This is a genomic window from Streptomyces carpinensis (assembly GCF_002154505.1).
In the GTDB taxonomy this organism is placed as follows: Bacteria; Actinomycetota; Actinomycetes; order Streptomycetales; family Streptomycetaceae; genus Streptomyces; species Streptomyces carpinensis.
This window is the reverse complement of sequence record NZ_MUBM01000037.1, coordinates 1-11,598: the sequence shown is the minus strand read 5'-3', so window position 1 is coordinate 11,598 and position 11,598 is coordinate 1. Positions and strand designations below refer to the sequence as shown.

The window sequence follows — 11,598 nt, the reverse complement described above, 5'->3', positions numbered from 1 at the left end:
ATGCTCAACCTGCCCCGATTTGCCGCAACTTGTGCAACGGCAGTTGCCACCCAGCTACAGAATCGCTGTTCTCCGGTCACAGAGGCGTGGTTACAGTGCTGAGGTAGTCACGCAGTGAAGTCAACTCGGTGCGGCGGAGGAACGACGGCGCGCCGACAGGCGTCAAACGGGGAGCTCGCGTGTCAACTGCGATCGCTGTCACCAGCGCCGACATGGCGCTGTCCGCGCAGGACGAGCGCACCGTGCCCGCCGTCGTCCTGCGGGACCTGGACCGGCAGCCGCTGGAGCAGACCCTGGACGGGATGCAGGCCCTGCTCGACCAGCACGGCCACGTGATCGTCGTCTGCTCGCGCGCCGTCCCCGACCAGGTGGAACGCCGGCTGCACACCGTCCGCTCCCTGCTGGAGAGCGACCGTATCGCCCTGTTCCGCCCGGAGCTGCCCCCACTCGGGATCGCCGTCCTCGCCCGCCAGCTGAGGCAGCTGGCCTCCTGCGACCTCGGTCCCGGCGTGCTCGCCTCGGCGGGCCGCCTGCTCACGCACTACGTCCACTCCGGCGCCGTGCTCAACTCCGTCACCCGCCTCGACCGCGTCCCCGTCGGGCTCAGGACGCACGCCAAGTCCTGGGTGCCGGGCAGCCAGTTCGGCGTGATCGCCCATCCGGAGCCGCAACTGGTGCGGATCGGTCCCGAAGCCGCGCTGGCCGGACCGGACTTCGGTACCTGGATGCTCGTCGCCAGGGGCCAGCTCCAGTCCGACTGGGTCACCGCCTCACTCGCCCCGGCCTGGAACGTGCTCGGGCTGCGCGAGGCCGTCCTCCCGGCCGAGTCCGTCGCCTGGTGGGGGACGGGCAAGCTGGTCGAGTTCTGCACCTACCTGCCCGACCTGTCCGTTCTGTACCAGCTGGTCACCTCGGTGCGCCAGAGCGTGTGCCACTGGTGCGGCATCGACGTCATCGGGGACCGCTGCGTCTTCTGCTCCGCCACTCCGCCGGGCCACGACAGGCCCGTCCACGAGGGCCACGCGTCCCCAGGGTGAGCCTGAACCGCCGCCGTCACCGCCACCTCCATCCGACCCCGCTCGACCGATATCCCCCAATGAGGTTGCACGGTCCATGAACTCCCGTCAGCGCCGCGGCGTGATACTCCTGCTCCTGTCCGTCATCTGCGCCCTCGGCGCGTTCGCGGGCGTGCTCTCCGTGATCAGCGACGTCAAGTCCAAGGTCGGCCCCGAGGTCACCGCGTACCAGCTCAAGAGTGATGTGAGGCCGTACACGCCGCTGAACCCGAGTCAGTTCGAGAAGATCAAGATGCCCAAGCGGTGGCTGTCGCCCAACGCCGTCACCGACCTCGCCCAGATCCAGGGCAAGATCGCGGTCACCACGCTCCGGCACGGTTCTCTGCTGCAGAGCGACATGGTGGTGAACCAGCCCGCCCTGCAGCCGGGGCAGCAGGAGGTCGCCATCATGATCGATGCGGCGACCGGCGTGGCAGGCAAGATCACGCCGGGCTCCACGGTCAACGTGTACGCCACTTTCCCCGGACAGCGTGAGGGTGACCCCGCTCAGTCCAAGATCATCGTAACCAACGCCAAGGTCCTCGACGTGGGCGAGATCACCGCGCTGGACCCGAACGCCGACAACAAGAACCAGCAGTCCACCGAGACCGTCCCCATCACCTTCGCGCTCTCCACGATCGACGCCCAGCGCATCACCTACGCCGAGTCCTTCGCCCAGCGGGTCAGGCTCGCGCTGGTCGCGCCCGGCAGCGACACCAGCGTCCCGGCCAAGGACCGGACCTACGAACTCGCGAACGACAAGTGAGAGGCCCGCACGGATGCCCACCAGGATCCTCCCGGCAGTCGGCGACGCGGACGCGGTCCGGTCCATCACGACACTGCTCAGCCAGCTCCCCGACGCGGAGCCGGTGACCCCGGTCGCCGACTCCACCCAGCTGATCGACACCCTCGCGCGCCTGGCCGCCGAATCCGTGGACGAGCTGCCCGAGGTCGTGGTGGTGCACGAGCGGATCGGCCCGGTACCGGCCCTGGAACTGATCCGCGAGGTGGCGCTGCGCTTCCCCGCCGTCGGCGTCATCCTCATCACCTCCGACGCCAGTCCCGGCCTGTTCTCGGCCGCCATGGACTCCGGCGCGCGAGGCCTGGTGGCGCTCCCGCTGAGCTACGAGGAGCTGGTCAACCGGGTGCAGGCGGTGGCTCAGTGGTCGGTCGGCGTACGGCGCCATCTCGGGCACGGCGGCGACGTGTTCACCGGAGTCGGCGGGCGGGCGGTGACGGTGAGCGGCGCCAAGGGCGGCGTGGGGGCCACCCTGACGGCCATCCAGTTGGCGCTGGCCGCACAGGCCTCCGGACACAGCACCGCCCTGGTCGACATGGACCTCCAGGCCGGTGACATCGCCTCCTACCTGGACGTCCAGTTCCGCCGCTCGGTCGTGGACCTGGCCGGCATCACCGACATCTCCCCGCGCGTCCTGGCCGACGCCGTCTTCCGCCACGACACCGGCGTGGCCCTGCTGCTCGCCCCCGGCGAGGGCGAACGCGGTGAGGAGGTCACCGACCGCGCGGCCCGCCAGGTCGTCAGCGCGCTGCGCTCCCGCTACGAGGTCGTCGTCCTGGACTGCGGCGCCCAGTTGAGCGGCGCGAGCGCGGCCGCCGTGGAAATGGCCGACACCGCGCTGCTCGTCACCACCCCGGACGTGGTCGCGGTGCGCGCCGCCAAACGGACGGTGCGGATGTGGGACCGGCTGCAGATCCGCAAGGCCGAGGAGACGACGATCGTGGTCAACCGCCACACCCGCGGTACGGAGATCCAGCCGCCGCTCATCCAGAAGATCACCGGAACGGCGGTGGCGGGCACGGCGATCCCCGCGAACTTCAAGGAACTCCAGGGCGCGGTCGACGCCGGCCGCATCCACGAGCTGGACAACAAGAGCACGGTCAAGCAGGCGCTGTGGGGTCTCGCGGGCGAACTCGGGATCGTCAAGGCGCCCGAGGGCGAACGGAAGGGCGGCGGCCGGCTGCGGGGCGACCGGGGGTCGGTGAGTTTCCGGCGGCGCAGGGAGGCGGGGGGATGAAGGGACGCCGGGGGATGAGCGGGCGCGCGGTCGAGCGGCTCCGCTCGGACAGCGGGCAGGTCGCCATCGAGTTCCTGGGCATGGCGCCGACCATCATCATCACGCTGGTGCTGCTGTGGCAGTGCGTGCTGCTGGGATACACGTACACGCTCGCGGGGAACGCTGCGGACGAGGCGGTGCGGGCGGGGACGGCGACGGCTCCCGGCAACAGGAGTGCCGCCTGTCGACAGGCCGGGCTGGACAAGCTCTCGGACGCGTGGCGGAGCGGGGCCGAGGTGGGCTGCAACACGAGCGGTGGGTACGTCACGGCCGATGTCGACCTGAAGGTGCCCGTTCTCTTCCCGGGAACGATCGACTTCCCCATCACCGTCCACGGTCACGCAGGTGCCGTGGAGGAGGTGACGAACTGACATGCCGTACGACCGCAGACGCAGGAAGCGCGACCACGGTCAAGTCGCCATCGAGTACCTGGGGTTCATCCCGATCCTGATGCTGGTCGCGGTGGCCGTCATACAGATCGGCCTGATCGCCTACACGGCGCAGCAGGCGGGGACGGCGGCTCGCGCCGGGGCACGCGCGGCCTCGCTGCGGCAGGACTCAAGACAGGCCTGTGCGGAGGCGGTCAGCAGCTGGCTGGCGGACGGCACGAACTGCCCCGCGTCGTACGGCGACAAAGACGTCACCGTCACCGCCGACGTCGACATCCCCTCGATCGTTCCCGGCTGGAACTTCGGCCAGGCCCACAAGACCGCCACCATGCCGCTCGACCACTGAACGAGGACGAGGAGCACCCCCCCCCATGAGCCTCCGCGCACGTATCAACTCCCCCGAAGAGCACGCCGGCCGGGGCGAGGACGGTCATCTGGTCGCCTCCTACCGGGCGAAGCTGCTGGAGGAGATCGACCTCGCGGAGATGAGCTCGCTGGCCGCCGCCGAGCGGCGGGCGCGGCTGGAACGGGTGCTCGGGCACATCATCAGCCGGGAGGGCCCGGTGCTGTCGACCGTGGAGCGCTCGCAGCTGATCCGCCGGGTGGTCGACGAGGCGCTCGGCCTCGGCATCCTCGAACCGCTCCTCGAGGACGCCTCCATCACCGAGATCATGGTGAACGGCCCCGACGCGATCTTCGTGGAGCGCGGCGGCCGGGTCGAACAGCTCCCGCTCCGTTTCGCCTCCAACGACCAGCTGATGCAGACGATCGAGCGGATCGTCTCGACGGTCAACCGGCGCGTGGACGAGTCGAACCCGATGGTCGACGCCCGTCTACCGTCCGGCGAGCGCGTCAACGTGATCATCCCGCCGCTGTCGCTCACCGGCCCCACCCTCACCATCCGCCGCTTCCCGCGCTCCTTCACCCTCCAGGAGCTGATCGGCTTCGGCTCGCTCGACGAGCACATGCTGTTCCTGCTGGCCGGGCTGGTGCAGGCGAAGTTCAACATCATCGTCTCGGGCGCCACCGGCACCGGAAAGACGACCCTGCTCAACGCGCTGTCGGGGCTGATCCCCGAAGGGGAGCGCATCATCACCATCGAGGACTCCGCCGAGCTCCAGCTCCAGCAGTCGCATGTGATCCGGCTGGAGTCCCGTCCGCCGAACGTCGAGGGCCGGGGCCAGATCACCATTCGCGACCTGGTGCGCAACTCGCTGCGCATGCGCCCCGACCGCATCGTCGTCGGTGAGGTCCGCGGCGGCGAGTCGCTGGACATGCTCCAGGCGATGTCGACCGGTCACGACGGCTCCCTCGCCACCGTGCACGCCAACAGCGCCGAGGACGCGCTGATGCGCCTGCAGACCCTCGCCTCCATGTCCGACGTCGAGGTGCCGTTCGTCGCGCTGCACGACCAGATCAACAGCGCCGTCGACGTGCTCGTCCAGCTCACCCGCTTCGCCGACGGCGCCCGCAGGGTCACCGAGATCGCCGTGCTCGACAGCCACGGCAGCGAACCGTACCGGCTGGCGACCGTGGCCCGCTTCGCCGCCCAGCCGATGGCGGCCGACGGCCGGATCTACGGCGCGTTCGAGTACCACCCGCTGCCACGCCGCACCGCCGACCGCCTCTACATGGCGAGCCAGCCCATTCCCCAGGCCTTCGGCGTCGCCCAGTCCGCAGACCAGTTGGCCACCCGAGAAGCCAGGTAGGCAGGTAGGAACCGTCCCCATGGATCTGAGCACCCTCGTCACCCTCACCACCGGCGTCACCCTGCTGACCTGCGTCCTGGCCGTCGTGGGCCTGCACGCCTACACCATGGGCAGGGCCCAGCGGGCGGCACTCGTCGACCGGTTGTCCCAGACCGGCCAGGTCACGGTGGGCCGCCGGCGCCGCTTCCGCAACCTGGACCGCCGACTGCGCCGCACCCAGCTGGGACGCAAGCTGGAACTGAGGCTGGCCGCGACCGGCCTGGACGTCACTCCGGGCGAGTTCTTCGCCTACATGCTCGCCACGGTGGCCGCCCTCTGGCTGATCGGCCAGGCCGCCCTGGCCCCCTTCTTCGGCCCGCTCGCCGGCCTGCTGGGCATCTGGGCGGCGATGCAGTTCCTCAGCTGGCAGCGCCAGAGACGCATCGAGAAGTTCATCAACCAGCTCCCAGAACTGGCCCGCATCCTGGCCAACGCCACCCAGGCCGGCCTCGCCCTGCGCACCGCCATCGGCATGGCCGCCGAGGAGCTGGAGGCACCGGCCGGTGAGGAACTGGGCAAGGTGGCCCACCAGCTGGCGCTGGGCGCCTCGATGGACGACGCGCTGGGCGAGCTGGCCGATCGCCTCACCTCCCGCGAGCTGGTCGTCCTGGTCACCACGCTGGTGCTGTCGAACCGGGCGGGCGGCCAGGTGGTCAGCGCCCTGCGGAACCTCACCGAGACCCTGGAGGAACGCAAGGAGACCCGCCGGGAGGTCCGCACCCAGCTCTCCCAGGTCAACATGACCTCGTACGCCGTCCCCGTCCTGGGCGTCGGTGCGCTGTTCCTCATGAACGGCGTCAAGGCGGGCGCGCTGGACCGGATGACGGGCTCCCCGGTCGGCCAGGGCGCGGTGATCATCGCGTTCGCGCTGTACGCGGTCGGCTTCATCCTCATCCGCCGTCTGTCCCGCATCGACGTCTGAGCGTTCGGACTGTGAACGACTCACGGAAGGAGGGGACGCAGGGATGGCACTGCTGCTCGCACTGGTGATGGGCCTCAGCGTCTGGGGTGTCTTCGCCGGCATCCGTATGTACCGGGCGGACGCCAGGCTGCCCAGCGACCTGGCGCTGGCCCTGGAGGTCGGCTCGACCCGCACCGGCGCGGTGGACTCCCTGGTCGACCGCCTCGGCATGCGCTACGCCCCCGCCGTACTGCGCCTGATGGGCCCCAAGCTGGTGGCCAAGTACCGCCGCAGGATCGACCTGGCGGGCAACCCGGGCGGCCTGACGATCGACCGCTACGCGGCCCGGCGGGCGGTGTACGGCTTCCTCGGTGGCGTCGGCGGCCTGGTGTTCCTGATGCGCGGCCAGTTCTTCGTAATGCTGATCCTCTTCGCCTTCGGCGCGTTCTGGACGGAGGTCGGCATCTGGTCGGCCATCCGCATCCGCAAGGACGTCATCGAACGGACCCTGCCGGACTTCCTCGACGTGCTGGCGGTCGTGGTCAGCGCCGGCCTGGGCTTCCGCCAGGCCCTGGACCGGGTGGCCTCCAAGTACGAGGGCCCCTGGGCGGACGAACTGCGCATCACGCTCCGCCAGATGGACCTCGGCATGAGCCGCCGCCAGGCCTTCGCGGAGCTGCGGCGCAGGAACGACTCCGAGCAGGTCGCGATGTTCGTGACGGCGCTCCAGCAGGGTGAGGAACTGGGCGCGCCCATCGTGGACACCCTGGTCTCCCTCGCCAAGGACATGCGCCGCACCGACGCGCAGAACGCCCGCCGCAAGGCCGCCCGCGCGGTCCCCAAGGCCACCATGATGATCACCACCTTCATGGTCCCGGCCACGATGATCCTCCTCGGCGCGGGCCTGCTCCTGGGTTCCGGCGTGGACTTCAGCTCCGTCACGGGCAAGTAGAAGGGGGCGAGGACACCCATGACGACCACGGAGGAACGCACAGAACGCACAGAACGGACGGAACGCACGGGCCTGCTGCGCCGCCGCCCCAGGTCCCCCGAGATCACGACACCCCCGGCGGGCACGGTCCTGCCGGCCCACGTCCGCACCGGCGCACTGGACATCCCGGTGACCTCGGTGACACCGGCGCTGCCACCGGGCTGGGAACCGGCGGAGGGCACCGGGGTGCCGCTGCCCGGGGTGCCGCGTCCGGGAGTGCCGAGGCAGGGGCGTACGGGCCGAGCGCGGGTACCGAGAGCCGCCGAAGGCGAGGACGTCCGACAGGGCCCACCGGCGCCCGGCGCCGAAAGCCGCACGGGTGGCGCACACGGGAACGAGCACCCGGCCGACGCCGAAGCCGCATCGACGGCACAGCAGTCCCCGCAGGGTCTCGCTCCCGAAGCGACGGCACAGCAGCCTCCGCAGGGCCTCGCCCCCGAGAAGATCCAGATCAGCGCGCTTCAGGCGATGTGCCGGCACGTCTTCGCCTTCCGCCTGGCGATGATCGCCCTCTCGGCCCCCGCCGCCCTGGTCCACGCCGCCCCCGGCCTCGCCACCCGCCTGGTCGGCGCCGCCGTCGTCGTCACCTTCATGGGCTCCTACGTCCTCTTCAGGGACTGGGAGCGCTTCGGCCCCCTCCTGCTGCGCCATCCCACCCTCCTGGCCCTGGACACCCTCTTCGGTTCGCTCCTGCTGATCGCGGCGGGCCCGGACAGCACCCTGGCCTACGTCAGCGTCTGCACACCGCTCCTGGCCGGCCTCGTCTACAGCTGGCGCGGAGCGGCCATCTTCGCCTCGCTCCAGTCGCTGATCCTGCTCGTCGTCTACGCGAGCTCCAGGGAGCTGCACGCCAACCTGGCCCAGTCCGCCCTGTTCCCCGGCCTGTGCCTCATCGCGGGCGCGGCCGGCGCCACCCAGCGCACCCTGCTCCTCCGCTTCGGCGAGGCCACCCGTGCCCTGAACACCGTCCAGGCCCGCCTCGCGGTCACGGAGGCGGTCGGCGCAGAACGGGCCCGCCTGGCACGCGAGATGCACGACTCGGTGGCGAAGACCCTGCACGGCGTGGCGCTGGCCGCCGACGGACTGGCGGGCTCCGCGGGCGCCGACCGCATGGACCCCGCCCTCGTGAAACAGCAGGCCGAACTGGTCGCCCGCTCGGCCCGCCGGGCCGCCGCGGAGGCCCGCGAACTGCTGACCGACCTGCGTCGTGAGCACGACCCGACGCAGGGCACGGACGTCCTGGTCGAACTGGCCGCCCGGACCCGCGACTTCAGCACCCGGACCGGTCTGCCCGCCGTCTACCGCCCGACGGGCGCGCCCGGCGTACCGCCCATCCCGCCGGCCGTGGCCCGCCAGCTCCTGACCATCGCCTCGGAAGCGATGGAGAACGCCCACCGCCACGCGGCCCCTTCCCGGGTCGACGTGCAGGCGGGCGTCCACGGCGACCTGCTGCGCATCAGCGTCCACGACGACGGCAGGGGCCTGCCCCCCGGCACCACGCTGGAACAACTGCGCCGAACGGGTCACTTCGGCCTGGTCGGCATGGTCGAGCGCGCCGCCTCGGTGGGCGCCCGCATCCGCATCGGCCGTGGCAGCCACCCCAAGGGCACGGAGGTCCGCCTGGAACTTCCGGTGGGCGCCCTGACGACACCGGCGACTCCGGCAGCCACGGCGACCAACACGCCCACGACCTGAGAGGAGGCCGCCGATGCAGGATCCGACGCCGAACCCCTTCGCGAGCTTTCCGCCGGCGACACCGTCCGCGCCCCTGCGGGTCGTCGTGGCGGACGACAACCCGGTGGTCCGAGCCGGTCTGACGGCCCTGCTCTCCGGCCGCGCGGACATCGCGGTGGTCGCCGAGGCGGCGGACGGCCGGGCGGCCTGGGAGGCCGCCCACCAGCACCGCCCGGACGTCGTCCTGCTCGACGTCCGCATGCCCGGTGTGGACGGCATCTCCGCGCTGCCGTACCTGGTACAGATCGCCCCGGTCCTGATGCTCACCTACAGCCGCGAGTCCGGGATCGTCCAGGAGGCCCTGCGCCGGGGCGCGGGCGGCTACCTGGTCCACGGCGAGTTCACGGCGGACCAGTTGGTGGACGCGGTACGTGACATCAAGGAGGGCAGGCCCCACTTCACCCCGACGGCGGCGGGAGCGCTGCTGGCCCAGCTGCGCCAGGGCCGGCCGGGCAGCCCCCTCCCCGAGGGTCTGGGAGGTGCGACTGCACACGGCAACGGATCCCCAACACCCGGCGCGACCACTATTTCTGCGGAAAACCTTTCGCAAGTGCAACCGGATATGGGACAGTCATCGTCTGGGTGGACAGGTGGACGCCCGCCTGCCGTCGACAGGTCGAGGTTCCAACTCAGCGCGAGGGAGGCGGAGATCATGGACCTCATCGCGTCCGGGATGACCAATCAGCAGATCGCCGCCACCTGCTTCATCAGCGAAAAGACCGTCAAGAACCACATCAACCGCATCTTCGCCAAGCTCCACAGCACCAGCCGTTCCGAGGCCGCCGCGAAGTGGCTCGGCACGGCCCCGGACCCGTCGCCACGAGGGCTGAGGTGACCTGAGATGACGACGGTACGGGGGAGGAGCGGCTGGGTCTCTCTTTGGGCCCGGGAATGGGCCCTGGGACCCTCTGGCCGCAGCGGTGTTCCGCCCTACCTTTCCGGTGTCGCAAGCGGCACCGAGACTCGACCCGGAGGGGAACACCATGAGCGACCTGATGCTGAAGACCGCGGTGGCGACCAAGGTCCGCGTGAACGGCTGGAAGAACACGACGGTCGAGGCGATGCAGCGCCGCGCCCGCGACAGGGGGCAGACCGCGGTCGAGTACCTGGGCATCATCGCGGTGGTGGTGGCGATCGTGCTGGCGATCACGGGTACCAGCATCGGTCAGACGATTCTGGGCAAGATCACTGGGCTGATCGGCAAGGTCGGCAATTGACGCGACCGCGGCGCTACGGCGACGCAGGGCAGGCCTTCCCCATCTACATCACGGTGGTGGGGGGCCTGCTCTTTCTTGCGCTCGCTTATTTCGCTGTCGGTCAGGCAACGGTGAACCGCGGTGGTGCCCAGACGGCGGCCGACGCCGCGGCGCTCGCGGCGGCCCAGGACACACGAGACCAGTTGGCGGGCGAGTGGACGAAGGCCGTACTCGACTCGACCAAGTGGCAGCAGATCTTCGATGGTGACGGTGAGGGGCTCCGACCCTCGTGCCGGCGGGCGCAGGAGCTTGCCCAGCAGAACGACGCCCACGTCTTGGCCGGGGGTTGCCGACCGGGCTTCCTGAGCTACACGGTCACAGTCGAGACGAACAAGACCATGGGCAAGTCGGTCGTCCCCATCACGGAGAGCAGGCGGTCGAAGGCGCACGCCAGGGCCGTGATCAAGCCGCTCTGCACCTTCAAGCCCTTGCCGTCGAACGCCGGGCACGATGTGCTGCCACGCCTCACTTGCGAGAACAACAGGTATTGGGACTTGGACCCGAGAGATCTCACCGATCTGCCGAAGCCCCAGGACCTCTTCGACGTCCACCTGGCCGACTGACAAGCGAACGACAAGTGATGAAGGAAGCAGAGTGATGAGCATTCGGTTCACTGCGAAGGCCCGCAGGGGGATGGTCGCGTTGACCGTTGCGGCCGGTCTGGCCGTCGGTGTGGCCGGCTGCGGCGGGGGTGGTGCTGACGACAAGAAACCGGACACCTCGACGTCGGTCTCGAAGAGCAGTGGATCTAATCCGAGCGCTCAGGAAGGTGAGTCTCAGACGCCTTTGGCCGAGCTGCGAGGCCAGGACGGACTGCTTCTCCAGATCACCTCTGCTCAGCGCGACTCGGGTGGGTTCGTCACTGTCAACGGGACACTCAAGAACGATAGTGCCAAGTCCGTGGTTGTTCCGCCTCAGACGAGCGGCAACGAGACCGAGATCATCAAGAACGGCCCCTCCCTGGGTGGTGCCACCCTCGTGGACTCCAAAGGGAAGAAGCGCTACTACGTGCTGCGGGACACAGAAGGTCGGCCGCTGACAACGACTGGTCTAGGCAACATGGAAGCGGGGCAGACGCTCCCTGTCTTCATGCAATTCCCATCTCCCCCCGCGGGGACGACGGACGTGTCCATCCAAGTCCCCACCTTCTCCAGCGGCACCATCAAGATCTCCGGGTGAGGCGGCCCACCATGACCCACACCCGGACTCGAACCCGCCCCCACCCCCGCCTCACCCTGGCCCTCACCGCCACCTCTTTCCTCGTCGCCGCGAATCTCTACGGTGCCGTGGCGGCTCAGGCCGACGGTGGTCCCAGTGAACCGCCGGGCACGGAGCCCTCCGCCTCCGCTCCCGTGAAGGTCGACCCGAACGACCCCGACCTCAAGCTCCCCGAGGGAGCCACCCTCGCCGCCCCCAAGGTGCTGGACATCAAGTCGGTGGTCGAGGACC

General features: G+C 70.1%; 13 protein-coding genes and 1 pseudogene. All 14 read left to right on the top strand.

Annotated elements, in window-relative coordinates:
- Positions 1-212 precede the first annotated feature (212 nt).
- On the top strand, positions 213-1,037 hold the full coding sequence (locus tag BZY54_RS06325) for a hypothetical protein (RefSeq protein ID WP_086723567.1): 825 nt from the start codon (positions 213-215) through the stop codon (positions 1,035-1,037).
- Positions 1,038-1,113: 76 nt separating this feature from the next.
- On the top strand, positions 1,114-1,821 hold the full coding sequence (cpaB, locus tag BZY54_RS06320; RefSeq protein ID WP_086723552.1) for a Flp pilus assembly protein CpaB: 708 nt from the start codon (positions 1,114-1,116) through the stop codon (positions 1,819-1,821).
- A gap of 13 nt (positions 1,822-1,834) precedes the next feature.
- The gene (locus tag BZY54_RS06315; protein WP_086723551.1) at positions 1,835-3,091 is read left to right on the top strand and encodes a CpaE/TadZ family protein; all 1,257 of its coding nucleotides are present in this window, start codon (positions 1,835-1,837) and stop codon (positions 3,089-3,091) included.
- A 14-nt stretch (positions 3,092-3,105) separates the two neighbouring features.
- A complete protein-coding gene (locus BZY54_RS06310; RefSeq protein WP_086723550.1) occupies positions 3,106-3,501 on the top strand; it encodes a TadE/TadG family type IV pilus assembly protein in 396 nt (131 codons plus the stop codon).
- A gap of 1 nt (position 3,502) precedes the next feature.
- Positions 3,503-3,865 (top strand): TadE/TadG family type IV pilus assembly protein, encoded by a 363-nt coding sequence (locus BZY54_RS06305; RefSeq protein ID WP_086723549.1) that lies wholly within the window; start codon positions 3,503-3,505, stop codon positions 3,863-3,865.
- A 25-nt stretch (positions 3,866-3,890) separates the two neighbouring features.
- Complete coding sequence (locus BZY54_RS06300) at positions 3,891-5,228, top strand: TadA family conjugal transfer-associated ATPase (RefSeq protein ID WP_086723548.1); 1,338 nt, start codon at positions 3,891-3,893, stop codon at positions 5,226-5,228.
- Positions 5,229-5,247: 19 nt separating this feature from the next.
- On the top strand, positions 5,248-6,189 hold the full coding sequence (locus BZY54_RS06295) for a type II secretion system F family protein (protein ID WP_086723547.1): 942 nt from the start codon (positions 5,248-5,250) through the stop codon (positions 6,187-6,189).
- 43 nt (positions 6,190-6,232) lie between these two features.
- A complete protein-coding gene (locus tag BZY54_RS06290) occupies positions 6,233-7,120 on the top strand; it encodes a DUF5936 domain-containing protein (protein WP_086723546.1) in 888 nt (295 codons plus the stop codon).
- Between the two features lie 18 nt (positions 7,121-7,138).
- A complete protein-coding gene (locus BZY54_RS06285) occupies positions 7,139-8,854 on the top strand; it encodes a sensor histidine kinase (protein ID WP_086723545.1) in 1,716 nt (571 codons plus the stop codon).
- A 13-nt stretch (positions 8,855-8,867) separates the two neighbouring features.
- A complete protein-coding gene (locus BZY54_RS06280) occupies positions 8,868-9,728 on the top strand; it encodes a response regulator transcription factor (RefSeq protein ID WP_086723544.1) in 861 nt (286 codons plus the stop codon).
- A gap of 148 nt (positions 9,729-9,876) precedes the next feature.
- A complete protein-coding gene (locus BZY54_RS06275) occupies positions 9,877-10,110 on the top strand; it encodes a Flp family type IVb pilin (RefSeq protein ID WP_086723543.1) in 234 nt (77 codons plus the stop codon).
- Positions 10,107-10,712: a pilus assembly protein TadG-related protein gene (locus tag BZY54_RS06270; protein WP_086723542.1), complete on the top strand. Its 606-nt coding sequence runs from the start codon at positions 10,107-10,109 to the stop codon at positions 10,710-10,712. Before BZY54_RS06275 ends, BZY54_RS06270 begins: the two co-directional genes overlap by 4 nt.
- Positions 10,713-10,746: 34 nt before the next feature.
- Entirely contained in the window at positions 10,747-11,328 is a 582-nt protein-coding gene (locus BZY54_RS06265; protein WP_086723566.1) for a hypothetical protein, read from the top strand.
- An 11-nt stretch (positions 11,329-11,339) separates the two neighbouring features.
- Positions 11,340-11,598: pseudogene (locus BZY54_RS06260) on the top strand (OmpA family protein); the annotation flags it as partial.

What these genes read in the sequence shown, in the direction of transcription:
- BZY54_RS06325 (WP_086723567.1), top strand. Translation starts at nt 213, where the DNA reads ATGGCGCTGTCCGCGCAGGACGAGCGCACCGTGCCCGCCGTCGTCCTG.
- cpaB (WP_086723552.1), top strand. Translation starts at nt 1,114, where the DNA reads ATGAACTCCCGTCAGCGCCGCGGCGTGATACTCCTGCTCCTGTCCGTC.
- BZY54_RS06315 (WP_086723551.1), top strand. Translation starts at nt 1,835, where the DNA reads ATGCCCACCAGGATCCTCCCGGCAGTCGGCGACGCGGACGCGGTCCGG.
- BZY54_RS06310 (WP_086723550.1), top strand. Translation starts at nt 3,106, where the DNA reads ATGAGCGGGCGCGCGGTCGAGCGGCTCCGCTCGGACAGCGGGCAGGTC.
- BZY54_RS06305 (WP_086723549.1), top strand. Translation starts at nt 3,503, where the DNA reads ATGCCGTACGACCGCAGACGCAGGAAGCGCGACCACGGTCAAGTCGCC.
- BZY54_RS06300 (WP_086723548.1), top strand. Translation starts at nt 3,891, where the DNA reads ATGAGCCTCCGCGCACGTATCAACTCCCCCGAAGAGCACGCCGGCCGG.
- BZY54_RS06295 (WP_086723547.1), top strand. Translation starts at nt 5,248, where the DNA reads ATGGATCTGAGCACCCTCGTCACCCTCACCACCGGCGTCACCCTGCTG.
- BZY54_RS06290 (WP_086723546.1), top strand. Translation starts at nt 6,233, where the DNA reads ATGGCACTGCTGCTCGCACTGGTGATGGGCCTCAGCGTCTGGGGTGTC.
- BZY54_RS06285 (WP_086723545.1), top strand. Translation starts at nt 7,139, where the DNA reads ATGACGACCACGGAGGAACGCACAGAACGCACAGAACGGACGGAACGC.
- BZY54_RS06280 (WP_086723544.1), top strand. Translation starts at nt 8,868, where the DNA reads ATGCAGGATCCGACGCCGAACCCCTTCGCGAGCTTTCCGCCGGCGACA.
- BZY54_RS06275 (WP_086723543.1), top strand. Translation starts at nt 9,877, where the DNA reads ATGAGCGACCTGATGCTGAAGACCGCGGTGGCGACCAAGGTCCGCGTG.
- BZY54_RS06265 (WP_086723566.1), top strand. Translation starts at nt 10,747, where the DNA reads ATGAGCATTCGGTTCACTGCGAAGGCCCGCAGGGGGATGGTCGCGTTG.